The organism is Candidatus Methylomicrobium oryzae (assembly GCF_016745425.1).
GTDB lineage: Bacteria > Pseudomonadota > Gammaproteobacteria > Methylococcales > Methylomonadaceae > Methylomicrobium > Methylomicrobium oryzae.
The window spans coordinates 182,340-206,297 of record NZ_JAERVK010000003.1 but is presented as its reverse complement, the minus strand read 5'-3'; the positions used below and the strand labels follow the sequence as shown (position 1 = coordinate 206,297).

17 protein-coding genes are annotated in these 23,958 nt (G+C 57.0%); 5 read left to right on the top strand and 12 right to left on the bottom strand.

Annotation, left to right across the window (positions count from 1 at the left end; genetic code table 11):
* Positions 1–103 precede the first annotated feature (103 nt).
* Positions 104–556 carry a hypothetical protein gene (locus tag JJL52_RS04540; protein WP_202051208.1) on the top strand — a complete coding sequence of 151 codons (453 nt, stop codon included), beginning with the start codon at positions 104–106 and terminating at the stop codon, positions 554–556.
* 62 nt (positions 557–618) lie between these two features.
* Here JJL52_RS04540 and ispF read toward each other — a convergent pair whose 3' ends face one another.
* The 12 genes from ispF to JJL52_RS04480 all read right to left on the bottom strand — a co-directional run bounded on the left by ispF (position 619) and on the right by JJL52_RS04480 (position 14,816).
* Complete coding sequence (gene ispF, locus JJL52_RS04535) at positions 619–1,092, bottom strand: 2-C-methyl-D-erythritol 2,4-cyclodiphosphate synthase (RefSeq protein ID WP_202051207.1); 474 nt, start codon at positions 1,090–1,092, stop codon at positions 619–621.
* A complete protein-coding gene (gene ispD / locus JJL52_RS04530) occupies positions 1,089–1,781 on the bottom strand; it encodes a 2-C-methyl-D-erythritol 4-phosphate cytidylyltransferase (protein WP_202051206.1) in 693 nt (230 codons plus the stop codon). Before ispD ends, ispF begins: the two co-directional genes overlap by 4 nt.
* Positions 1,782–1,844: 63 nt before the next feature.
* The gene (gene ftsB, locus JJL52_RS04525) at positions 1,845–2,117 is read right to left on the bottom strand and encodes a cell division protein FtsB (protein WP_202051205.1); all 273 of its coding nucleotides are present in this window, start codon (positions 2,115–2,117) and stop codon (positions 1,845–1,847) included.
* Positions 2,118–2,176: 59 nt separating this feature from the next.
* Positions 2,177–3,457 carry a phosphopyruvate hydratase gene (gene eno, locus JJL52_RS04520; protein ID WP_202051204.1) on the bottom strand — a complete coding sequence of 427 codons (1,281 nt, stop codon included), beginning with the start codon at positions 3,455–3,457 and terminating at the stop codon, positions 2,177–2,179.
* A 10-nt stretch (positions 3,458–3,467) separates the two neighbouring features.
* Positions 3,468–4,301: a 3-deoxy-8-phosphooctulonate synthase gene (kdsA, locus tag JJL52_RS04515; protein WP_202051203.1), complete on the bottom strand. Its 834-nt coding sequence runs from the start codon at positions 4,299–4,301 to the stop codon at positions 3,468–3,470.
* A 124-nt stretch (positions 4,302–4,425) separates the two neighbouring features.
* Positions 4,426–6,057: a CTP synthase gene (gene pyrG, locus JJL52_RS04510; protein ID WP_202051202.1), complete on the bottom strand. Its 1,632-nt coding sequence runs from the start codon at positions 6,055–6,057 to the stop codon at positions 4,426–4,428.
* 105 nt (positions 6,058–6,162) lie between these two features.
* Positions 6,163–7,482 (bottom strand): tRNA lysidine(34) synthetase TilS, encoded by a 1,320-nt coding sequence (tilS, locus tag JJL52_RS04505; RefSeq protein ID WP_202051201.1) that lies wholly within the window; start codon positions 7,480–7,482, stop codon positions 6,163–6,165.
* A 62-nt stretch (positions 7,483–7,544) separates the two neighbouring features.
* Positions 7,545–8,513: an acetyl-CoA carboxylase carboxyl transferase subunit alpha gene (gene accA, locus JJL52_RS04500; protein ID WP_202051200.1), complete on the bottom strand. Its 969-nt coding sequence runs from the start codon at positions 8,511–8,513 to the stop codon at positions 7,545–7,547.
* Positions 8,514–8,764: 251 nt separating this feature from the next.
* Entirely contained in the window at positions 8,765–9,664 is a 900-nt protein-coding gene (locus JJL52_RS04495; RefSeq protein ID WP_202051199.1) for a YiaD family glycine zipper/OmpA-like lipoprotein, read from the bottom strand.
* A gap of 190 nt (positions 9,665–9,854) precedes the next feature.
* Positions 9,855–12,260 (bottom strand): phosphoketolase, encoded by a 2,406-nt coding sequence (locus JJL52_RS04490; protein ID WP_202051198.1) that lies wholly within the window; start codon positions 12,258–12,260, stop codon positions 9,855–9,857.
* 11 nt (positions 12,261–12,271) lie between these two features.
* Positions 12,272–13,459, bottom strand: coding sequence for an acetate/propionate family kinase (locus tag JJL52_RS04485; RefSeq protein ID WP_236994043.1), 1,188 nt, complete (start codon positions 13,457–13,459; stop codon positions 12,272–12,274).
* 139 nt (positions 13,460–13,598) lie between these two features.
* The gene (locus tag JJL52_RS04480; RefSeq protein WP_202051196.1) at positions 13,599–14,816 is read right to left on the bottom strand and encodes a UbiH/UbiF/VisC/COQ6 family ubiquinone biosynthesis hydroxylase; all 1,218 of its coding nucleotides are present in this window, start codon (positions 14,814–14,816) and stop codon (positions 13,599–13,601) included.
* A 432-nt stretch (positions 14,817–15,248) separates the two neighbouring features.
* Between JJL52_RS04480 and JJL52_RS04475 the strand changes: the two genes are divergently transcribed.
* From JJL52_RS04475 to JJL52_RS04460, 4 genes are all read left to right on the top strand, one after another.
* A complete protein-coding gene (locus JJL52_RS04475) occupies positions 15,249–20,750 on the top strand; it encodes a glutamate synthase-related protein (RefSeq protein WP_202051195.1) in 5,502 nt (1,833 codons plus the stop codon).
* An 83-nt stretch (positions 20,751–20,833) separates the two neighbouring features.
* On the top strand, positions 20,834–22,576 hold the full coding sequence (locus tag JJL52_RS04470; RefSeq protein WP_202051194.1) for a sulfite reductase subunit alpha: 1,743 nt from the start codon (positions 20,834–20,836) through the stop codon (positions 22,574–22,576).
* Between the two features lie 156 nt (positions 22,577–22,732).
* Positions 22,733–23,254 (top strand): hypothetical protein, encoded by a 522-nt coding sequence (locus JJL52_RS04465; RefSeq protein ID WP_202051193.1) that lies wholly within the window; start codon positions 22,733–22,735, stop codon positions 23,252–23,254.
* A 2-nt stretch (positions 23,255–23,256) separates the two neighbouring features.
* Positions 23,257–23,826 (top strand): hypothetical protein, encoded by a 570-nt coding sequence (locus tag JJL52_RS04460; protein ID WP_202051192.1) that lies wholly within the window; start codon positions 23,257–23,259, stop codon positions 23,824–23,826.
* Positions 23,827–23,958 lie beyond the last annotated feature (132 nt).

The window sequence follows — 23,958 nt, the reverse complement described above, 5'->3', positions numbered from 1 at the left end:
CAGTATGCTACACTGAATCGGATAACTGGAGTGTCCGGTAGAAATCAGGATATTCTACAGCCAGTTTGATGAGATCTTAAAACGAAAACGCTTGGAGAGTTGAATGAAAAAAATTAGATCGTTGGTTTTACTCTTGTCAATGGCAACTGCGATGCCAGGCTTCGCACAAACACCGCAACCGATAGAAAGCGATGGCTATGATGTATTTTTGGACGCTGTTTTCTTAAAACCTATCGGAATTGCGGGTACTCTTGTCGGTGCCGGTTTATTTGTTGGCCTTAGTCCGCTCACAGCACTAGCCAATATTCCATCTCCTCATGACGCGTTTGAAAAATTGGGAAATACGATCGTTTGCAAACCATTCAAATGGACTTTTGAAAGACCGGTCGGTGATTATGAATATAATGGCGACTGTACCCGACGGCTCCCGGAGCCGATGCCGGTTGTACAGCACTACGAGCCCAAGCCTGCAGCGGTCCCGCCGCCAGCCGAACCGCCGCGGCCTAACGTCAACAAACAGCTGGACGCAATTTTCAAGCGGGAAATGATGAAATAGTTTTTAGTGCGGGGTTCAGGGTAAACAGACAATACCCCCTGAACCTTTACACGAATCCCGTTCTATTTTTCGATCAGCACCACTGCCTGTACCGCAATCCCTTCCTTACGGCCTTCAAACCCGAGCTTTTCGGTGGTGGTCGCTTTAACATTGATGCAGTCGATGTCGGCCTGCAAATCGTCGGCGATATTCCGGCACATTGCCGCGATATGAGGCGCCATTTTCGGCGCCTGCGCGATGATCGTGATATCGGCATTGACCAGCGCATAGCCTTTGGCCCGAACAACGCCGTAAACATGGCGGAGTAAAATCCGACTGTCCGCACCTTTGAACTGCGGATCGGTGTCCGGGAAATGCTTGCCGATGTCGCCGAGCGCGGCCGCACCGAGCAGCGCATCGGCCAGCGCATGCAGCACCACGTCGCCGTCCGAATGCGCTTCCAGGCCTTTTTCGTAAGGAATCGTGACCCCGCCCAGAATGATATGGTCGCCCTCGTTGAAGCGATGCACGTCGTAACCTTGCCCTACTCTGATCATTGTTGCTCCAGATAAAACATTGCCAGCGCCAAATCTTCGGGCCGGGTAATCTTGATATTGTCGGCTCGTCCTTCGACGATTTTCGGCTTGAAGCCTTTAAGTTCCAGCGCACTGGCCTCGTCGGTGATCGCCGGATTGCCTTCTGTTTCGATCAACGCAGTCTTCAACATACCGTAACGGAACATCTGCGGCGTCAAGGCGCGCCAGATATGGCGGCGGTCGAGCGTTCCGACGATTGAGCTTCCCTGCACATCCTTCAAGGTATCGTGCGAGGACAGCGCCAAAATCCCGCCGACCGGGTCATCGGCCAGGGTATCGATCAGTTTATGGATATCTTCCGACGTGATACAAGGACGCGCCGCATCATGCACCAGCACCCAGTCCCCGTCATCGGCTTGGCCATGCAGGGATTTTAACGCGGACAGCACCGAATCGGCCCTTTCCTTACCGCCGGGCGCGGTCACCACATGAGGATGCCGCGACACTTCGAGTTCGGGCCAGTACGGGTCTTCGGCCGACACGGCCACCGCAATCGCACCGAACACCTCCGTCTCCAGCAAGCGGTTCAGGGTCTGCTCGATCACGGTCTTTCCGGCCAGTTCGAGGTATTGTTTGGGACGGTCGGACTGCATACGCTTGCCGACGCCGGCCGCCGGCACGACGGCCCAGAATTTGATTGACTCGGTCATCAAACAGGATATATCAGCAGGGGAATCGCGTTAATACGCATTCAGCCCAATGGATGTTAGGGATTATTTTTCGATTACCTGAAAAAAGGTTTCGTCTTCGCGAATCATGCCCAATTCGTCGCGGGCGCGCTCTTCGATCGCTTCCTGGCCTTTGTGCAGGTCTCTGACTTCAGCATAAAGCTTCTCGTTGCGCTGGCGTTTTTCCTCGGCCAGTTTCTTCAGCTCCGCCAACTGCTGCTGATAGGCGCGCGTTTCCTTCAGACTGCCGTCGCCGAGCCACAGGCGGTATTGGAAGTGGAGGATCAGCAGGATGATGATCGCAACGAGAAATTTCATGACGTCTGTTCAAGGCGCAAGGCTGGCAAGCACGCCAGACTGCGCCTTGATTCCAAGATTTAGAGCGACTTGAATGCGCTGCGGCCTGCGTAGCGGGCCACGCCGCCCAACTCTTCCTCGATCTTCATCAGGCGGTTGTACTTGGCGACACGGTCGGAGCGGCTCAGAGAGCCGGTCTTGATCTGGCCGGTGCCGGTCGCGACAACCAGATCGGCGATCGTGGTGTCTTCGGTTTCGCCGGAACGGTGCGAAACGACAGCCGAGTAGCCGGCTTTTTTCGCCATATCGATCGCGGCCAGCGTTTCGGTCAAGGTGCCGATCTGGTTGACCTTGATCAGGATCGAGTTGGCAATGTTCTGCTCGATGCCGCGCTTCAGAATCTTCGGATTGGTTACGAACAGATCGTCGCCAACCAACTGGACGCGTCCGCCGAGTTTGTCGGTCATCAGTTTCCAGCCGTCCCAATCGTTTTCATCGAAACCGTCTTCGATGCTGATGATCGGATATTTATTGACCCAGTCGACAAAGAAGTCGGCCATTTGCGCCGACGTGTACTGCTTGTTTTCGGACGCCAAGTCGTAAACACCGTCGCTGTAGTATTCGGACGCGGCCGCATCCAGGCCCAGGTAAATATCAACGCCCGGTTTGAAGCCGGCCTGTTCGATGGCCTGCAGGATCACGCCGATCGCTTCTTCGTTCGAAGACAGGTTAGGCGCGAAGCCGCCTTCGTCGCCGACCGTGGTCGCCAGGCCTTTCGATTTCAACACCTTGGCCAGATTATGGAACACTTCCGCGCCGTAGCGGATCGCTTCGCGGAAAGTCGGCGCGCCAACCGGCAAAATCATGAACTCCTGCAGATCGACGCTGTTGTCCGCATGCGAACCGCCGTTGATGATGTTCATCATCGGCACCGGCATCACGAATTCGCCTGATTTGTTCAGATAGCGGTAGAGCGGCTGCTTGCTTTCTTGCGCTGCCGCGTGCGCCGCCGCCATCGAGACTGCCAGCATCGCATTCGCACCCAGGCGGGACTTCGATTCGGTGCCGTCCAGCTCGATCATCTTGTTGTCGATGCCTTCCTGGTCTGCCGCGTCCATGCCGAGAATCGCGGAGCGGATTTCGGTCTTCACGTTCTCGACCGCGTTCAATACGCCTTTGCCGAGGTAGCGGGATTTGTCGCCGTCGCGCAGCTCGATCGCTTCACGTTCGCCGGTCGAAGCGCCGGATGGCACCATCGCGCTGCCGACGACGCCAGAAGCCAGTATCACATCGGCTTCGACGGTTGGGTTACCACGCGAATCCAGAATTTCTCTTGCACGAATATCTACTATTGCAGCCATGAATGTTTCCTTAGATTGTAGTTTCTATCAGGGGCTGGGCTTTGACCGCCTGATCGATGGTTAATAAAACTTCGAGTAATTCTTTCATTCGATGCATCGGCCACGAATTCGGACCGTCGCTCTTCGCCTCGGCCGGATTCGGATGCGTTTCCATGAACAGGCCGGAAATGCCGACCGCCACCGCGGCCCGCGCCAGCACCGGCACGAATTCGCGCTGCCCGCCCGAACAATTGCCCTGCCCGCCCGGCAATTGTACCGAATGGGTTGCGTCGAACACGACCGGACAACCGGTGTCTCGCATCACCGCCAGGGAACGCATGTCGGAAACCAGGTTGTTGTAGCCGAACGAAACGCCGCGCTCGCAGACCATGATTTGCTCGTTGCCGGCAGCCTTCGCTTTTTTCGCGACGTTCGCCATGTCCCACGGCGCCAGGAACTGGCCTTTTTTGATGTTGACCGGAATCCCGCAGGCCGCGACGCTCTGAATGAAATTGGTCTGTCGGCACAAAAACGCCGGGGTCTGCATCACATCGACGACCTTCGCGACTTCGGTGAGCGGGGTGTCCTCGTGCACGTCGGTCAAAACCGGCACGCCGATTTGTTTTTTGACTTTCGCCAGAATTTCGAGCCCGCGCTCGATGCCGAGGCCGCGGAAGCTTTCGTGCGAGGAACGGTTGGCTTTGTCGAACGAGGATTTGTAAATGAACGGAATGTTCAGCTCCTGCGTCACTTCTTTCAAATAGCCCGCCGTATCGAGCGCCAGTTGCTCGCTTTCGATCACGCAGGGGCCGGCGATCAAAAACAGCGGCTTGTCGAGGCCGACTTCAAAACCACATAATTGCATGAATATTCTCTAATTTTTTAAATTCTTATTGAGCCAAAGCCCCTGTAAGTTAGGTTGGCGATAGCCAACCCAACAAAAAGCTATCCCGGTCAATGTTGGGTTGCGAAAAAGCCTGTAACCCAACCTACACAGTTGCCTTTTTATGCTCGGCCGCCGCAACCACGAAACCTGAGAACAACGGATGCCCCTTGCGCGGGGTCGAGGTAAATTCGGGGTGGAACTGGCAGGCCAGGAACCAGGGATGATCGGCGATCTCGACTACTTCGACCAAGCGGCCGTCGATCGATTTGCCGGAAAAGCGCAGGCCCGCCTGTTCGAGCTTGTCGTAATACTGGTTATTGAACTCGTAGCGATGGCGGTGACGCTCGGTGATCACGTCTTTCTGATAGAGTTTGTACGCCAGCGAATCGGCTTGCAGGCGGCATTGCTGAGCGCCCAGGCGCATCGAACCGCCCAGGTCGGAATTTTCGTCGCGCGTTTCGATCCGACCCGCTTCGTCCATCCATTCGGTAATCAGGCCGATCACCGGATGCGGTGAATTCGGCAGGAATTCGGTGCTGTGCGCGCCTTCGAGTTTCGCCACGTCGCGGGCGAATTCGATCACTGCGACCTGCATACCGAGGCAAATGCCGAGGTAAGGAATCTTGTTCTCGCGGGCATACTTGACCGTGGCGATCTTGCCTTCCACGCCGCGCTCGCCGAAACCGCCGGGCACCAGGATCGCATCGACGTTCTTCAGCGCGCCGACGCCTTCGTCTTCGATCGTTTCCGAATCGATATAATGGATCCTGACCTTGTTCCGGGTCCGTACGCCCGCATGAATTAGCGCCTCGTTAAGGGATTTGTACGCATCGGTATGGTCGACGTATTTGCCGACGATCGCGATATTCACTTCATGCGTAGAGGTCGTCAATGCTTCGACCACGTTTTTCCACTCGGTCAAATCCGCGGGCGGCGCATTCAGACGCAATTTGTTCACGACGATATCGTCCAGGCCCTGCTCGTGCAGCAAGAGCGGAATCCGATAAATCGTATCCGCATCGACCGCCGAAATGACCGCTTTTTCCTCGACATTGGTAAATAAGGCGATCTTGCGGCGCTCGTTTACCGGAATCGGCTGTTCGGAACGGCAGATCAAAATGTCAGGCTGAATGCCGATCGTACGTAATTCCTTGACCGAGTGCTGAGTCGGTTTGGTTTTGAGTTCGCCCGCCGAGCGGATATAGGGAATCAACGTCAGGTGAATGAACAGCGAGCGCTCAGCGCCGAGATCGACGCGCATCTGCCGGATCGCTTCGAGAAACGGCAACGATTCGATATCGCCGACCGTACCGCCGACTTCGATGATCGCTACATCCTTGCCTTCGGCGCTTTGCTGAACGCGGTTCTTGATTTCGTCGGTAATATGCGGAATCACCTGTACGGTCGCACCGAGATACTCACCTTTACGCTCGCGGCGGAGCACGCTGTCGTAAACCTGGCCGGTGGTGAAGTTGTTCTTCCGGGTCATCGTGGTCTTCAGAAAACGCTCGTAATGTCCCAAATCCAGATCGGTTTCCGCGCCATCCTCGGTCACAAATACTTCGCCGTGCTGGAAAGGGCTCATCGTGCCCGGATCGACGTTGATGTAAGGATCCAGCTTGGTTAAAGTCACTTTCAGGCCGCGCGCTTCCAAAATGGCTGCGAGCGAAGACGCCGCAATGCCCTTACCGAGGGAAGATACGACTCCACCGGTGATAAAGATATATTTGGTCATGTAAAGATTGTTTACTTCGGATTTTAGACAGATGACGGGTATCAGAAGGTTGGCTATTTTAGCACCAAACAGGCGCTATCGTCTTTAGCGATTTGCGCGCCCAAATTAATGACGGGCTAACACCGGACGGAAGCAGGGATACGGGCCTTCCCGGTAATAGTCGGCGCCGATCCAAAGGTCGGCGACCGCGGCCAGTTGGCCGTCGAGATAGAGCAGAGGGAGCGCAGCCCTTTCCCAAGGCGGAACACCGATCTCCTGATAGAGATTTTTCAGAAGATGATGACCTCGGCGCCCGGGCAACGCGATCTTTTCGCCCCCGCTGCGGAATTTGACGGTTACGGTTGACTGCCGCCAGACGGACTCGGGAATTCCGGCCGTCGAAACGACTCGACTCAGGGTCATACGTTTGCCGATCATCAGCGATTCCTTTTCCTTGGGCCAATCCAAGGGCTGCAAATCCTCGGCTTGCCCGTTTCGCAGGCAATACAATTTGTTCCGGTAGCGGCGTATTTGGCAGCCCTGCCCATTCAGCACCGGATCGCTATCGCCGGCGGCGCCGATCACGTGATCGAACAGCTGCGCCAGAAAAGCCTGAGACGGCATTTTCAAATCCATTTGCCCGAACCAGTGCCGGATGATCAACCGGCGCTTTCGAAAGTCAAACGCGCCGAGCCGCTCGATATCCAGCGTGTTGTCGCGAGTAGAGTGCACGTGGGCGAAAGATTCGGCGGCAATCTCGGCCAGAACGGCATAAGCTTCTGAGCAATGGCCTGCCGCCCGGCCCACGGTCCGACCGCAGGCCGGCCAGCGCTGCTTTAATAACGGCAGCACTTCCCGACGCAGAAAGTTGCGGTCATACATGCTCTCGCGATTGGTCGGATCCTCGATCCACTCCAATTGATGCGCTAACGCATAACGATCTATGTCTTGTTTCCGGACATGCAGAAACGGCCTGAGCAGCACCCCCGGACCGAACGGCATGCTTTCCGGCATCCCGGCAAGCCCCAGCAGGCCACCACCCCGCAACAACTGCAGCAAAACCGTTTCGAGCTGATCGTCCTGATGCTGCGCAACCAGCAGCACATCATTCGGGCGCATCAGCGGCTTCAGCGCCGCGTACCGGGCGTTTCTGGCGGCTTCTTCCGGACTTTCGCCCGGTTTGGAATGAGCATCCACGCGGCGCAGCAGAAAGTTGACTCCGAGTCCGCGCGCCGTCGCTTCGGCATGGCGAGCCCAATCCTCGGCCTGCACCTGCAGGCCGTGATGCACATGCACCGCCGTAAGTCTTTCATGCAGTTTCGGTTCCTGAGCACACAGATGCAGCAGCACGTGCGAATCGACGCCGCCGCTATAGGCGAGGAAAATTCGCCGGGGAGACGCCTGGCATAAAGCGAGCGAAGACTCGATCAGCCGCGGCGTCAGCATGTGGGTTAAAACCTCGAGGTTTAAGGGCCCGGCATTAAACCGGGCGGCGGAAATGCCGGCTATTATTTAACCGGCTCTTCGATGAAAGCGCCGAAATTCATCAGGCGCTGATAACGCTTTTCCAGCAACTCGTCGATATCGAGTTGTCTCAGTTCTTCAAGATGACGTTGTAGGGCTTCCTTCAAATTCTCGGCCACGCCGTGAAAATCCCGATGGCCCCCGCCTACCGGTTCGCGGACCACTTCATCGAGCAGGCCTTGCTCGCGAATCCGGTCGGAAGTGATTCCCATCGCCTCCGCAGCAAGCTGCGATTTGTCCGCGCTTTTCCACAGAATCGAAGCGCAGCCTTCCGGAGAAATGACCGAGTAGGTGCTGTATTCCAGCATGATCAGCCGGTCGCCGACCCCGATCGCCAAAGCACCGCCGGAACCGCCCTCACCGGTCACGGTGCAAATGATAGGGGTTCTGAGTTTGGCCATTTCGAACAGGTTTTTCGCGATCGCTTCGCTTTGTCCGCGCTCTTCCGCGCCGATGCCCGGATAGGCGCCCGGCGTATCGATCAGGCAGATCACCGGCAGTTGGAAGCGCTCGGCCATCTTCATCACGCGGAGAGCCTTACGGTAACCTTCCGGGCGCGGCATCCCGAAATTGCGGTAGATTTTTTCCTTGGTGTCTCGGCCTTTCTGATGCCCGATCACTACGACCGGCTCTCCGTCGAACCGCGCCAGACCGCAAACGATCGCCGGATCGTCCGCATAAGCGCGGTCGCCGTGCAATTCATGAAAATCGGTGAACATCAGCTTGATGTAATCGAGCGCATAAGGACGTCCCGGATGACGGGACAATTGCGAAATCTGCCAGTCGGACAGCGTCGCAAAGATAGATTCAGTCAGTGCGCGGCTTTTCTCTTCCAACTGCTGGATGGCATCAGATATGTTGATGTCATTATCGAACTCCACATTACGAAGCTCGCGGATTTTAGCTTCCAGTTCGGCAATGGGTTGTTCGAAATCGAGAAATTTTAAATCCATAAGGCCTTGATCGATGATGGTCTAAGTCTGTAAATAAAAACACCGGCCGCCCGAGAATGCGGCCAACGGGTAATGATTATACCCGATGCCATAAGCGAACCGTAAATTAATCCCACGGAAAGACAATGTATCGTATTCTACGTTTCGTCCGGCCATCCATGGGGACAAAAAAAAGCCCCGGCGCAATCGTGTTGCACCGGGGCCGGGCTCGCGAGCCGGAGAGCTTGCCGCTCCCCGGCCGATAAACGCATTTAGCGCGGATATCCGTACGGCTGTTGCGGGTAGCCTTGCTGCGGGTAGCCCTGTTGAGGATAGCCCTGCTGAGGGTAACCTTGCTGTTGGGGGTAACTTTGCTGCTGAGGATAACCCTGCTGTTGCGGGTAGCCTTGCTGTTGCGGGTAACTTTGCTGTTGAGGATAACCCTGCTGTTGCGGGTAGCCCTGCTGTTGAGGATAACCTTGCTGTTGGGGCTGTTGCGGAGAGCCTTGCTGCGCGCCCGCATTGCTGTTCGCAACGATCGCCAGTTCGACGCGGCGGTTTTGCGCGCGGTTTTCCTCGTTGGTATTCGGAAACTTCGGCATTCTCTCGCCCATGCCCTGCTGTTTCAAACGGGAAAAATTTACGCCGTGCTGTCCGAGATAATTGGACACGCTGGCAGCGCGTTGCTCCGACAAGCGCTGATTATAAGTATCCGAGCCAATATCGTCAGTGTGACCGGTGACGGTGATCGTCGATTCCGGATATTGATTCAGGATACTGGCCACCGTATTCAACGCGGACTGCGCATGAGGAGTCAACGTAGACGAATTGAAGGCGAACGTTACGCTTTCCGGCATGTTGAGATTCAAGGTGTTCTCGGCGGTTCTTTGCACTTCGATGCCGGTACCCTGCAAGGACTGCTCCATTTCTTTTTGTTGATGATCCATATAAGCGCCGACCGCAGCCCCCAGCGCGCCGCCCGCCAAAGCGCCCCAGCCTGCATTCTTCCAGTCATTGCCGCCGAATGCGGTGCCGATTGCCGCACCGGTTGCTGCGCCTAGGCCGCCGCCTTTGGCAGTGTTGCTGATCCGGGACTCGCCGGTATAAGGATCGGTAACGCAGGCGGTCAAAAATACGGAGCTGATCGCCGTGATTAATAAGGTTTTTTTCATATTTGCCTCGGTCATGGGTGAATATTGGACGACCTTGTTATATTGAAGCCGATAAAACGTATTTTCAAAAAATTTGCCAGGTTTGACATTAATTTCCGAAAAGTTTCTTAATAATTATACTAACAAATTCTAAACGGATACTGAACAGCCCTACCGGACTCGAACATGGACTTAGCCGCATAAGGACGCCTTAACCAGCTTGCCTATGCGAACCCACCGTTTCCGCAGGCCATTTCCATTCGCGGATCTCCGGCATGTCCTCACCGTAGGTCCGGATATAGTGCTTGTGATCTATCAGCTTGCCCTTGAAATATTGTTTCAGATAAACCGCCCGGTCTTTTAACCGAGGCACTCTGTCGATCACATCGATCGCCAGATGGAAGCGATCGACATCGTTCATCACGACCATATCGAAAGGCGTCGAAGTCGTGCCTTCTTCCTTATAGCCGCGCACATGCAGATTCTCATGATTGGGGCGGCGGTAAGTCAGCCGGTGAATCAGCCAGGGATAACCGTGGTAAGCGAACACGATCGGCTTATCGGAAGTGAACAGTTGTTCGAAATCGCGGTCGGACAGCCCATGCGGATGCTCGCCCGACGGCTGCAGCTTCATCAGATCGACGACATTGACGACCCGGATTTTCAAATCGGGGATTTGAGTCCGCAGTATGTCGACTGCCGCCAATGTCTCCAGCGTCGGCACGTCGCCTGCGCAGGCCATCACCACATCGGGTTCTTCACCGAGGTCGTTGCTCGCCCATTCCCATACACCAATGCCGGCGTGACAGTGCTTGATTGCTTGGTCCATCGTCAGCCACTGCGGAGCCGGCTGCTTGCCGGCGACAATCACGTTCACGTAGTTGCGGCTGCGCAGCACGTGATCGGTCACCGACAGCAGGGTATTCGCATCGGGCGGAAAATAAACACGCACGACCTCGGCTTTCTTATTCACGACATGGTCGATGAACCCCGGATCCTGATGTGAAAAGCCGTTATGGTCCTGGCGCCAGACGTGCGAAGTCAGCAAATAATTCAATGAAGCAATTGGCCGTCGCCAGGGTATCCGGTTGCAGGTTTTCAGCCATTTCGCATGCTGGTTGAACATCGAATCGACGATGTGGATGAACGCTTCGTAGCAGGAAAAAAAGCCGTGGCGCCCGGTCAGCAAATAGCCTTCCAGCCAACCCTGGCAGGTATGCTCGCTGAGAATCTCCATAACCCTGCCGTCGCGGGCCAAATCGGTGTCTTCCGGCAGGATTTTTTCCTCCCAAGCCCTTGGCGTCGCCTCGAAAACGGCATCCCAACGGTTCGAGGCCGTTTCGTCGGGACCGAAAATCCGGAAATTGCGCTGTTCGAGATTGCCCCTCATCACATCGCGCAAAAACTTGCCCATCACCCGCGTCGCTTCCGCTTCGATCGCGCCCGGAGCGGATACATCGAGCGCGTAGTCGCGAAAATCGGGCAGCCGCAGATCGCGTAGCAGCACGCCGCCGTTCGCATGCGGATTATCGCTGATCCGACGCGGGCCGCGCGGCGCAAGCTCCAGCAGCTCGGGTTTCGGCGCCCCCTGCGCATCGAAGAGCTCTTCGGGACGGTAACTCAGGAGCCATTGTTCGAGCACCTCGATGTGCGCCGGATTCTCCGCCAGATTGGCCAGCGGCACCTGGTGCGAACGCCAGAAATCCTCGGTTTTCTTGCCGTCTACGGCCGCAGGGCCGGTCCAGCCTTTCGGCGTACGCAGGATAATCATCGGCCACTTCGGGCGGCTCCAGGATTGGCCGGAGCGTACCGTTTGCTGTATCGTCCGGATCTCGTCCAGACACCGGTCGAGCGTCTCGGCCATGCGCGGATGCACCGCCGCCGGATCGCTGCCTTCGACCAGATAAGGCCGATAGCCGTAGCCTTCGAAGAGCTTGATCAGCTCGTCCTGATCGATCCGGCTCAGAATCGTCGGATTTGCGATCTTATAGCCGTTCAAATGCAGAATCGGCAGCACCGCCCCGTCGCGCGCCGGATTCAGAAACTTGTTCGAATGCCAGGAGGCCGCCAGAGGACCCGTTTCGGCTTCTCCGTCGCCGACCACGCAGCAGGCGATCAGGTCGGGATTGTCGAATACGGCGCCGTAGGCATGCGATAAGGCATAACCGAGCTCGCCGCCTTCATGGATCGAACCGGGCGTCTCCGGCGCGACATGGCTCGGCACGCCGCCCGGAAACGAAAACTGCTTGAATAGAGCGCGCATGCCTTCCCGATCCAGCGAAACGTTCGGGTAGCGCTCGCTGTAAGTGCCTTCCAGCCAGGCATTCGCGACCATTGCCGGCCCGCCGTGCCCCGGGCCGCAGATAAAGATCATGTTCAGATCGTGCGCCTTGATCAGGCGGTTCAGGTGGACATGGATAAAATTCAATCCCGGCGTCGTACCCCAATGCCCCAGCAAACGCGGCTTGATGTGTTCGAGCGCCAACGGCGCGTCGAGCAGCGGATTGTCGAGCAGATAGATTTGCCCGACCGACAGATAATTCGCCGCACGCCAATAGGCGTCCATCCGGCTCTGCATTTCGGGGGAAAGCGTTGCATGTTCTGAAGGGGTTTTCACGCCTGTTCTCCTTAAGATCGATATGCCAAACAGTTTAAAATCTGCGCCGCAATCTCGCGCTCCTCCTCGGCAGGGATAACCAGAATGCGCGACTTTTTGCTGGGACTGCCGATATCCCGGTCATGTTCCGAGTTCTGCAAGTTGGCTGCAACGTCGATCGCGAAACCGAGCCGGTCGAGCCCTTCGACAATTTTTTGCCGGATCAAAGGCGCATGCTCGCCGACGCCGCCGGTGAAGATCAGCGCATCGATTTCGCCGAGCACCGCGCAGAACGCCCCGATATATTTTCTGATTCGATAGCAATAAATGTCGACGGCCAACCTGGCCTGCTCAGCGCCGCTTTCGGCCAATCGCAAGACCTCTCGCATGTCGCCCGCGCCGCAGACTCCCAACAGGCCGCTTTCGCGGTTAAGCAAGCGGTCTAAGCGGTCGGCAGTCCAGCCTTCTCTGAGCAAAACCATCGGAATCATCGGATCGATATCGCCGCAGCGGGTGGCCATCATCAGACCTTCGGTCGGCGAGAACCCCATCGAAGTATCGACGCCTCTGCCGCCGAGTACCGCAGTCGCACTGGCGCCTCCGCCCAAATGCAAAATGAGGCAATTGATATTGGAGCGGTCCTTCGCCAATAGCGCAGCGGCCCTCGAAACGCTGTATTGGCAAGAGATGCCGTGAAAACCGAAGCGGCGAAACTCGACATTGCTCGACAATTCGGAAGGAATAGGATAGCGGCTCGCATATTCAGGCATTTGCCGATGGAAAGCCGTATCGAAGACCGCATACTGCGGAACTTCCGGAAACGCGGCCTCCGCCATTGAAACGCCGAGTCGGTTCAGCGGATTATGCAGGGGCGCATAAGCATCCAGCTCCGCAAGACGGGCCGACACCTCGGAAGTCAGCCGAGTCGCCGAAGCAAAGTCGCCGCCTCCGTGCACGATCCGATGGCCGATCGCTTTTAAGGGGGCTTGCAGGCTCGAAAGTTGTTTCCGCCACTCGTCGAAAACTGCGGACAAGGATTGCCGGGCCGTGCCGTTTTCGGGAATATGCCGCTCGATGTCTCTTCCCTGACTATCCCGGCCTTTCAACCGAATGCCGCCGCCGTTTCCGTAATCGGCATTCATTCGCGCGATCTCCCGCAAACTCGAATCGAACAGCCGGCTTTTGATCGTGGCGCTGCCAACGTTTATGATCAGCAGCATGAGTTCCTCAGGACGCATGAATAAGGTATATCGTTTGAAATTTAGCAAGCAAATGAAAAAATAGGCACAAGCCGGCCTGCCCCGGCGGAGCGCCGCAAACGGCAGCCCCCGCGCAAAGCGGGATCATACCGGCCAGAAATTAGATGAGCGGCTCGCCGCGCGCCAGCCTGGGAAGATCGCCCGTAATTCCCATCGCGCTGCGCATCACCAAATTCTTTGCCGGCAAGATCCGTTCGGCCAATCCCAGGCCGAGATTACGCAAAAATTTGACCGGCGGCAGATCGTTGCTGAAGACCCGGTAAAACGCGTCCATCACGGTCATCATTTTCAGATTTTCGTTCCGGCGCATTTTTTCGTAGCGCTTTAATACGGCGGCATCGGCGATGTCCTCGCCCTTTTTATCGGCATCGAGCAGCACTTCGGCAAGCGCAGCCGCATCGAGAAAACCGATATTGACGCCCTGCCCGGCCAATGGATTGATCATGTGCGCCGCGTCTCCGACCAGCGCGACGCCGGGCTTGACATAATGCTGCGCGTGCTGGCGCTTCAACGGAAAGCTGGCCCGCCCCAGCACTTTGTTGAGCTTGCCGAGGCAATCGGGGAAAGCGGTCTGCAATTCCCTCAACAGGTCCTCGTCGGATAACGCTTTTAAACGGTTGACCTGATCGGGAGAGTTGTACCAGACGATGGATCCGTAATGCCCGGCCAGGGGCAGAAAAGCCTGCGGTCCGCTCGGCACGAAGCGCTGCCAGGTAATATCCTGCTGCCCATAAGCTGTTTCGACATAGATCACCAGCGCATGCTGTTGATAATCCCAGCCGGTTACCCCGAGGCCCACCGTTTGCCTGACTCTGGACTGGCCGCCGTCGGCCGCGACCAGCACCCTGGCCGACAACACGCGCCCGTCCGCAAGTTCGAGCTCGGACGCCTTGCCGGGCTGGTAACGGATTTTTTTCACGTCGACACGGTAAATGATCTCGACATTGGCAAACGCCTGCAGACGCTCCAGCAGCGCCGATTGGGTAATTCGATTTTCGACGATATAGCCCAGCTCGCGCTCTCCGATGTCGTCGCTGCGGAACTCGGTATCTCCCGCCGTTTCCCAGACCCGCATCCGCCTGAAGGGACAAAACCGGCGACTTTCGACGCCTTGCCAGGCGCCGACCGCCGCCAGGATATTTTTCGAGGCGATGCTGAGCGCCGAAACACGCAAATCGTGCGGCTGTTCCGGCGAGAAAGGTTCGGGCGGCGCGCTCTCGATCACCGCAATTTTCAGGCGGCTGCCGCCTAATCCGCAACCGACCGCCGCACCGACCATACCGCCGCCGACAACCACCACGTCAAAATCTTCTTTCATGTTTCCGAAAAGTACTGTATGCCTAATAAACCGCGTCCGAACGTGGCTCAAAACGTTTTCCCGCCCTGTTCAACCCGACTTTACAGTGCCATTAAGCCCTTGTCCAATAAATATTTTATATCCGAATACAGAGCCGATTCCCCGCTCGACAAGCGCACGATTAGGTGATATAAGCAACAAAAACCGTAACGATAACACCCTCTATCGCAAACGATTCGACGGCCTTCCGATCCCTTCTAGAGTTCGAGTAACTCATGACAAACTCGGACAAATCTGTTAGCATTGGCGGGTTTCACTAAATGAATTTCTTTAGCAAAGAAAATATCGTAACGGACTCAATGCGCCGGCTTTCGCCCGGCTTACTCTATCACGCATTGAAATAAAACGATCAATTATGGCCGCCGGCGCGGCATAATTAGGACGGGCTGAACTATGAACAACAATTCCCGAATGAGCGACCTGCAACCCTTACTCTACGATGCCGATTTATCCCAGGACAGCTGCGGCGTGGGTTTCATCACCCATAAGCAAAGCATACAGACGCACGACATTTTAGTCAAAACGCATGAGGCGCTGTGTACGATCCCGCATCGGGGGGGTATGAGTTCGGAAGGAGTCGGCGACGGCGCCGGAGTCAATATCGACTTGTCGCTGAAACTCTTCCGAAAGATTACCGGTTTGAATGACCTGGAGCTCGGCCGGTTCGGCGTTGCGAATTTCTTTTTTCCGGAAGATCACGATCACTACGACTCGGTCACCACGGAACTGATCGAGCGCCATTTTAGAGAGGCAAAACTGCCGATTATCTTATGGCGTAACGTGCCGGTCGACAACGCGGTTCTGAACGAAGCCGCGGTCAAGGCCCAGCAGCCGATCAAGCAGGTCGTATTCGGCCGCCCCGAGCATTTGGAGTCGGCCAGTCATGACGAGTACGAAAAGTATATTCAGGCAGCTCTGCTGGATCTCGAAAAGGAAGGCTTTACACGCCCGGAGCTGAACGGCTTTTATCCGCTGTCGATGAGCTCCCGCACTCAGGTTTACAAGGGGCGGCTGAATTCGTTCGAAGTGATCCCGTATTTCATGGATCTCTACGATCCCGACCACGAAGTCAACACGCTGTTTTTCCACACCCGGTTTTCGACCAATACCGCGCCGGCGACGATGATGGCGCAGCCGTTCCGCTACATGGCGCACAACGGCGAACTGAATACCGACAAGAAGAACCGGCTCAGCGAAAACGCAATCGCGCGCCAGCACAACAAGCACATCTGCTTTCCGTGCGGCCAGTCCGACTCCGGCCGCCTGGATCAGACCTTGACCCGGCGGATCAACGAAGACGACCTGGACATCGTGACCGCAGTGCTCGCGATGATGCCGCCGGCCTGGGAAAACGATACGACCCTGTCGCCGGAAGTGCGCGCGATGCTTGAATACTTCAGCCTCTACGAAGAAAAGAACGACGGCCCCGCCGCGCTGATCTTCAACGACGGCATCCGCGTCGGCGCGCGCCTGGACCGCCTGGGCCTGCGCCCTCTGCGCTCGGTCGAAACCAAGGAATACCTGGCCGTGATGTCCGAAGCCGGCCAGATCGACTTCCCGCCGAAGGAAGTGCTGACCCGCGGCCGGATCGAGGCCGGCGGCATGCTTTATTTCGACCACAGCACCGGCGAAAAATACGACAGCCATCAAGTGATGGAGCGGCTCGCGAAGGAAAAGGATTACCGGACCCTGCTGAACCAGCGCAGCCTGCACTTGGACGAACTGCCGAAGGTCGATCTGTCCGAACTGAGCAACGACCACGAATTCAATTTCGATCAGCGCCATACGGCCTACTCGCTAAACCAGGAAAGCTTCAAGTTCCTGCTTGACCCGATTTTGCAGACTGGCGCCGAAAAGGTCTCCGCGATGGGCTACGGCCTTGCACCGAACGCGCTGTCGAGCGCGGAAGGCGGCATGTCGCGCTATTTCAGCCAGCGTTTTGCGCAGGTGACCAACCCTCCGCTCGATTCGATCCGCGAAAGCGACGGCATGACGCTGCGCGTCGCGTTGGGCGCGAAGCCGACCTTCTCGGATGAATACAGCAAGCAACTGGTGATCGATTCGCCGATCCTGCAGCGTACCCAGCTCGAACAGATCCGCCGCCAGGCCCAGGTCAGCACGGTCACGCTGGACATGCTGTACCGGCCGAATTTTGACGACGCAAAGCTTAACGAAGACGCGCTCGAAGCGGCGCTGCTGGACGTCTGCGCCCAGGTCGAACAGGCCGCCCGCAACAATGTCGGCATCGTCATCCTGAGCGACATGAAGATCAGCCGCGAAATGGCGGCGATTCCGGCGCTGCTGATGGTTGCCGCCGCCAACCAGCATTTGGTCAAAATGGGCCTGCGCTTCAACTCCTCGCTGATCGCCGAAACCGGCCAGGCTGCGAGTCCGCACGACATCGCGACGATCCTGGGCTTCGGCGCCTCCGCGATCTGCCCGATCAGCGTGCATAACCGCGTCATCACCGATTTCGTAGCGGCCGACTATCAAAAAGCGCTCGACAAATTCCAGAAAGGCGTCGAAAAATCGCTGATGAAGACAATGGGCAAATTCGGCCTGTGTACGGCCGAAAGCTACATCGGCGGCGAATTTTTCGAATCGAATTATATCGATACCGAGGAGCCGAAACTGGCGCCTTACTTCCCGAACATTCATTCGTCGGTCGGCGGTGCGCGCTTTGCCGACATCGCCTCCAGCGCGGCCGAATGGCACCGAATGGCGTTGGGCGTAAAGGAAGAAAAGGATATTCCGTTCCTGGGTCTGTTCAAGGAGCGCCAGGACGGTGCCGGCCACTCGTACGGCAACACCGCGGTGCGCGAATACATCAACATGACCGACGAGCCGATCCTGTACATTCCGCAGGATAAATCGCCGGAAGCTTCCGATACGGCCTATACCGATTTCGGCTATACCAAACGCACGCCCGAACAGATCGACAATTTCGGCATTACGCCCGCCTACCGCAGCTTCACGAAGAACCTGTATCTGGAACGCGAATCGCGGCCGGCCGCGTTGCGCGACATCATGGATTTTCCGGCCGATGTGACGCAGGCAGAAAACGCTCGGGATTTCGACCGGATCCTGGGCAAGCAAAATCTGCGCGGCAACATCAATTATCTGGTCCGCGGCCTGGATGTCAGCAAGACCGGCGAAAACGCTTTTGCCGTCAAATTGACATCGAATGCTTCGAAAGCGCGCCTGGAGCAGCTGGCCGAGCACTTCAAGACCCGCTTCGCTGGTAGCGCTTTTACCGCCGCGGTCGAAGGCGATGCGCTGGCGTTGAAAGTGGAAGAGGCGGACAGCCTGTTCGCAGACTATTTGAGCAAGATCCAGACCGCCCGCGAGCCGATCGCGCTGGCCGAAGTCCAGCCCGCGCACGAAATCACCCCGACGCTCGCGTCCGGCGCGATGAGCCACGGCGCTTTGCTTGCCGAAGCGCACGAAGCGGTCGCGCAAGGCTTCAACATCGTGGGTTCTTTGAGTAACTGCGGCGAAGGCGGCGAGCATTCGAACCGCTTCAATACGCTGAAGTCCTGCAACATCAAGCAGTTCGCTTCCGGCCGTTTCGGCGTCTGGGCCGGCTATCTGGCCGACCCGAACCTGCGCGAGATCGAAATCAAGATCGCGCAGGGCGCAAAACCGGGCGAAGGCGGCCAATTGCCGGCGCCGAAGGTCTCGGTCGAGATCGCGGCGCTGCGCGGCGGCACGCCGCGGGTCGAACTGGTCAGCCCTCCCCCGCATCATGACACTTATTCGATCGAGGATTTAGGCCAACTGATTCACGATGCGAAAGCCGCCCGCGTAAAGGTCGGCGTCAAGCTGGTGTCGTCCGAAGGCATCGGCACAATCGCGGTCGGCGTTGCCAAGGCCGGCGCGGACGTGATCAATGTCGCCGGCAACACCGGCGGCACCGGCGCGGCAGCCGTCACCAGTCTGAAAAACAGCGGCCGCTCGCCCGAAATCGGGATTGCCGAAGTGCATCAGGCGCTGTCGGTCAACGGCCTGCGCGATAAGGTGATTCTGCGCTGCAGCGGCGCGCACCAAAGCGGCCTCGACGTCGTCAAATCGGCGATTCTGGGCGCGGATTCATTCGAATTCGGCACTACCGCGCTGATGATGCTGCGCTGCGTGATGGCGAAGAACTGCAACGTGAAATGCCCCGCAGGCCTGACCACCGTGCATGAAGAATTCAAGGGCGACGCACGCGTATTGGCGCAGTACCTGATGAACCTCGCGCATGAAGTTCGCGAAATCCTGGCCGTACTCGGCTACAAGAGCCTCGCGGAAATCCGCGGCCAGACCGACCTCTTGCACCTGATCGAGCATCCGTCGCTGATCGGTCAGGTCGACCTGCGCAAGATGTTGGCGTATATCGATGTAGTCAAGATCGCCAACCCGATCTATCTCGAAGCGAATTTCGCCATCGACGACAAGATCATCGAAAAGGTAAAGGCCGAACTGATCGAAAAAGGCCAGCCCCAGGTCGTGATCGAAGGCAGCGAGTTCAAGCTGAATAACCGGCACAAGACCGTCGGCGGCCAGACCGCGATCGATATCGAGCGGATGCTCGCTTATGAACTGACCGAACAGCAGATCGCGAAAGCCAAGCCGATCTACCTGAACCACAGTAAGGGCCACCGCGCCGAGGGCCGCCGTTATCTGGCGCCCGAGACCGTCGTGATCCGCACCACCGGCTCGGCCGGCCAAAGCTATGCCGCGTTCCTGAATGACGGAATGCGGATGGAACATCTCGGCACCTGCAACGACGGTGTCGGCAAATCGATGTGCGGCGGCCTGTTGATTGTCGAATCGCCCGGCGGCGGCGTCAAAACGCCCGGCAACAATGTGCTGATCGGCAATTTCGCGCTGTTCGGCGCGACCGGTGGCAAGGCCTTCATCAACGGCGAGGCTGGCGACCGTTTCGCGGTGCGCAACTCGGGGGCGATGGCGGTCGTCGAAGGCGTCGGCGATTTCGGCTGCGAATACATGACCAACGGTGCAGTGCTGAACATCGGCGGTTTCGGAAAAGGCTTCTGCAACGGGATGTCCGGCGGCAACGCCTACCAGTACGACCCGGAAAACCGGCTCGAAAACCTGTACGACAAATCGTCCGTAGAGCTGCGCCGCTTGAGCGAGGACAGCGATGTCGCGCGCGCCCATGAGCAGTTCGTGCTCTCTATGCTGGAACAGCATGCCGACTACGCGAATTCGAGCAAGGCCAAAAACCTGCTGAACAATTGGGCGAACGAACGCGAACATTTCAAATTCGCACTGCCCTTGTGGCTGAACAAGACCCAGTCGGCGGTTTTCCTGCAAAAAGCGATGGACCGCAAAGAAATGATCGAGGAATTGTCGGTCGAACTGGCGCGCCGGCAGATCGAACAGGTCCGGGAAGCATACCGGACGGCCAGCCCGCTGTTCGGCGGCGCGATTCCGGCTTACGGCTCCACCGATACCGACCTCACCTTCAAGCTGGTCAACAGCTTCATGGTGCTCGAAAAGGCACAGCAGGTCGCGCAGGACATGCTGAAGCATTTGCCCGAAACGCAACGCACTCAGGCTCGGACCGAACAGGCTGCTCGCAAACTGATCGTCGAGCGTCCGCGCAAACTGCAGGATACGCTGGTCAAGACCACCCGCGAGGCCTACAGCAACTACACGGACGAACAGCTGTCCTGGCTGCTCGCGGATAAACGCCTGAACGATTACAAAACCGCCCTGATCAACCGCTCGGTGCAAAGCATCCATTCGATTGGTTCCACCGCTTGGATTATCGAGCAGAATCAGGTCAACAAAGCGGCGCAGGCAGGCATTCCCTCGATTGAGCAATATCTGGCCAGTCTCGCCGGCCTGAGTATCGTGCAGGGCATGTTGAACGAACAGGCGGCCTGATCTCACACCCGTAATTTCTTCGAGCTGCGCCCCCTCAACTCTTGAGGGGGCTCCGATTTTTATTGATTTACATTTAAACGGAAATGAAAACACCGCAAATTCCTCTCGACGGTCCTTACAGCGAAAGCCAGCGCGCTTGGCTCAGCGGCTTTTTTGCCGGTATGCACACTCATATGATCCAAAGCGCGGGCGCCGCCCAGCAAACCGCGAGCCGTACGATCAACATCCTGTACGGCAGCCAGACCGGCAATGCCGAATCGGTTGCGAACGATGCCGCGCAAATCGCCAAGGCGCACGGGCTCAAACCGGTCGTCAAGGGTATGGACGAAATCGAAGCGAATGCACTGGCGGAGATGGATTATCTCCTGGTCATCACCAGCACCTATGGCGAAGGCGAAATGCCGGACAATGCGCAGATGCTCTGGGATACAGTCAAAAGCGAGGCAATGGCGCGGCTCGAAAAGCTGCAATATTCGGTACTGGCACTCGGCGATACCAGCTATGACCTGTTCTGCAAGGCGGGCAAGGACTGGGACGATAGACTCGCCGAACTCGGCGCGAAGCGTGTCTACGAACGAACCGACTGCGACGTCGATTTCGAAGAGCCTGCCGAAGCCTGGATCAAGGCGGTCATTCCGTTCATGTCCGGCGGCAACACGACCGCAACGGTAGTCGAAGCCGACGCCACGGCGCCCGAAAAGTCGCAGTACAACCGGAAAAATCCGTTCCCCGGCACAATGCGGGTCAATCGCCTGGTCACCGCACCTTCCTCGTCGAAAGAAACTCGCCATTACGAGATTTCGATCGCAGGCTCCGGCATGAGTTACGAAGCCGGCGATGCCCTATGCGTAGTGCCGACCAACTGCCCGGAACTGGTCAAGGATCTTCTCCAAGCGATCGGCTGTAACGGCGACGAAGACGAGCCGGTCAACGGCGAATTCACCTCGTTGTCTGAAGCATTGCGCACTCAGTTCGAAATCAAGACGCCGAGCAAGGAACTGGTCGAGGAAATCGCCAGCCGCTCCGGCAACAAGGAATTGAACGCGATCCTCGAATCCGGCGACAAGGACAAACTGGCCGATTATCTCTGGGGCCGCGACATCCTGGATCTGCTCCGGCAAAACCCCGGCTGCGAGTTTTCCGCCGCCGAGTTCATTGCCCTGCTGAAGCCGCTGCAGCATCGCGCCTATTCGATCTCGTCGAGCGGCAAGGTTTATCCCGACTCCGTGCACCTGACGGTCGCAAGCGTGCGTTACGACAGTTTCGGTCGTCAGCATAAGGGCGTCTGCTCGACCTTCTTGGCCGACTTGGTCAACGAAAACACTGAAGTGCGCTGCTTCTTTACTCCGAACAAAGTCTTCAGAGTACCCGACGACAATAGCCTGCCGATGATCATGGTCGGTCCCGGCACCGGCCTGGCGCCGTTCCGCGCCTTCCTGCAGGAACGCGAATACCGGGGGGCACCGGGTAAAAACTGGCTGTTCTTTGGCGATCGTAACGCCGCGACCGACTTTATGTACCGCGACGAGATCGAAGCAATGCAGGCAAAGGGTCTCTTGACTCGCCTCGACCTGGCGTTTTCGCGTGATCAGGCTGAAAAAATCTATGTGCAGGACCGGATGCGGGAGCACGGCACCGAACTGTTCGCCTGGCTCGAAGAAGGCGGCTATTTCTTCGTCTGCGGCGATGCGTACCGGATGGCCAAAGATGTCGACAAGGCACTGCATGACGTGATTGCCGAGCACGGCAAAATGAGTGAGCAGCAGGCGATCGACTATGTGAACCAGTTGAAAAAGGACAAACGCTACGTACGGGACGTTTACTAAAATAAATCGCCAAAATTATCTAAATAGAAGTAGCCGTATTGTTCCCACAGAGAACGTGGGAACATAACCGATGAAGCCGAAGCGAAACGAACCGGATCCGATTGCGCGGAGCATAGAGATGACGAATTTGAGTATTCCAAATTCGGGGTCGAACCGATGATCAAAATAGCCTTTTCCCTCTTCATCGCCTCGCTGATACTCTTCTTGATTGCCGAAGCCCTTTCGTTGCTGCCGAACCAAAGCTTCAGCAAAGCGTTTTACCCGATCGGGATCTTATCGCTGCTCTCATCTTTCGCCCTGCTGTTCACCCACCTGCTGCTTCTCGCCGTCAGGCAAATCGTACGGGAATTCCGCAGCTACTTTTCCGGAATCGAGCGCAGGCAGCGTCGGCTCTGGTTCATTCAGGGAAAACTCGACCGGGAACAACGCTTATTCTCCCACCGCCGTTTGCAGACCCGTTATTTTCTGGAAGCCCGAAAGCGGCGTCTGATGCGCGCCAACGATCGCAAACACAGCCGCTCATTGGCCCAAGCAATCGATACCGATCTGGCCGCGATCAAATCGCTCGTTTCCACGGATCAGCTTGAGGCATGGAAGCGGCAGAATCGCACTTACCGCAAACAGGCAAACATTGAAGGCCTGATTGCGCTTCAACAAACGATCATCACCCACCGTTAGTCATGGCCTGGTTATCCGAACGCATTCTTGGCCTCGTCAATCTGCTGCACTCGATCAAGGACAGGGATTTGCAGTGGCGGCAAGACAATCAGGCGCAGCAGGCGGAATTGAAGCAGCAGCGTATTCTGGCCGAGAAAGCGCTGGAAGCCGAACTCAAAAAGCAGAGCGTACAGTTGGAACACGAAATCGATCTCCTGAAAACCCGGCACGACGCAGAACTGTCGATGTACAAGACCCGCTGCAAACAGGATATCAAGGATTATCAGCACTACCTCGGCTCGCTCGACCAGTTGAAAGAGTCGATTCAGAAAAGCTACACCCATTTGCCCGAGTCGGTCGCACTAACGATCCATCACCACGCCAAGCATCTTTTGCACAAAATGTGGGATGCCGAGGATCATGAACAAAAGATACGCTATGAAATGGAACTGATTCGCTTCATGACCGCGGTCCATGAAGACGCCCGGCTGCATTTGGAAAACGCCGGCCTCAGAAAACTGCCGGAAAGCACGCTAAATTTGCTCCAGCAGCAATCGGCCGGGCAAAACGAGAGCGCCGCCGCTCGGCTCTAAACGGGATAAGCTCCAGCTTCCGTGCCGGTTTTCTATCCTGCCCCGGAGGGATACTCAATAGAATCAGCGCCAGAACGGCTGCGGCGCCCGCCCAGTCTGTCTGCCGGAGCCCCCTCCATCATCAGCGGCGCC

Bases quoted from the DNA above. Each gene is read 5' to 3' on its own strand.
- JJL52_RS04480 (WP_202051196.1), bottom strand. From the start codon at position 14,816: ATGAAAGAAGATTTTGACGTGGTGGTTGTCGGCGGCGGTATGGTCGGT.
- accA (WP_202051200.1), bottom strand. From the start codon at position 8,513: ATGGATTTAAAATTTCTCGATTTCGAACAACCCATTGCCGAACTGGAA.
- ispF (WP_202051207.1), bottom strand. From the start codon at position 1,092: ATGATCAGAGTAGGGCAAGGTTACGACGTGCATCGCTTCAACGAGGGC.
- JJL52_RS04465 (WP_202051193.1), top strand. From the start codon at position 22,733: ATGATCAAAATAGCCTTTTCCCTCTTCATCGCCTCGCTGATACTCTTC.
- pyrG (WP_202051202.1), bottom strand. From the start codon at position 6,057: ATGACCAAATATATCTTTATCACCGGTGGAGTCGTATCTTCCCTCGGT.
- ispD (WP_202051206.1), bottom strand. From the start codon at position 1,781: ATGACCGAGTCAATCAAATTCTGGGCCGTCGTGCCGGCGGCCGGCGTC.
- JJL52_RS04475 (WP_202051195.1), top strand. From the start codon at position 15,249: ATGAACAACAATTCCCGAATGAGCGACCTGCAACCCTTACTCTACGAT.
- eno (WP_202051204.1), bottom strand. From the start codon at position 3,457: ATGGCTGCAATAGTAGATATTCGTGCAAGAGAAATTCTGGATTCGCGT.
- tilS (WP_202051201.1), bottom strand. From the start codon at position 7,482: ATGCTGACGCCGCGGCTGATCGAGTCTTCGCTCGCTTTATGCCAGGCG.
- kdsA (WP_202051203.1), bottom strand. From the start codon at position 4,301: ATGCAATTATGTGGTTTTGAAGTCGGCCTCGACAAGCCGCTGTTTTTG.
- JJL52_RS04495 (WP_202051199.1), bottom strand. From the start codon at position 9,664: ATGAAAAAAACCTTATTAATCACGGCGATCAGCTCCGTATTTTTGACC.
- JJL52_RS04460 (WP_202051192.1), top strand. From the start codon at position 23,257: ATGGCCTGGTTATCCGAACGCATTCTTGGCCTCGTCAATCTGCTGCAC.
- JJL52_RS04470 (WP_202051194.1), top strand. From the start codon at position 20,834: ATGAAAACACCGCAAATTCCTCTCGACGGTCCTTACAGCGAAAGCCAG.
- ftsB (WP_202051205.1), bottom strand. From the start codon at position 2,117: ATGAAATTTCTCGTTGCGATCATCATCCTGCTGATCCTCCACTTCCAA.
- JJL52_RS04540 (WP_202051208.1), top strand. From the start codon at position 104: ATGAAAAAAATTAGATCGTTGGTTTTACTCTTGTCAATGGCAACTGCG.
- JJL52_RS04485 (WP_236994043.1), bottom strand. From the start codon at position 13,459: ATGCTGCTGATCATAAACGTTGGCAGCGCCACGATCAAAAGCCGGCTG.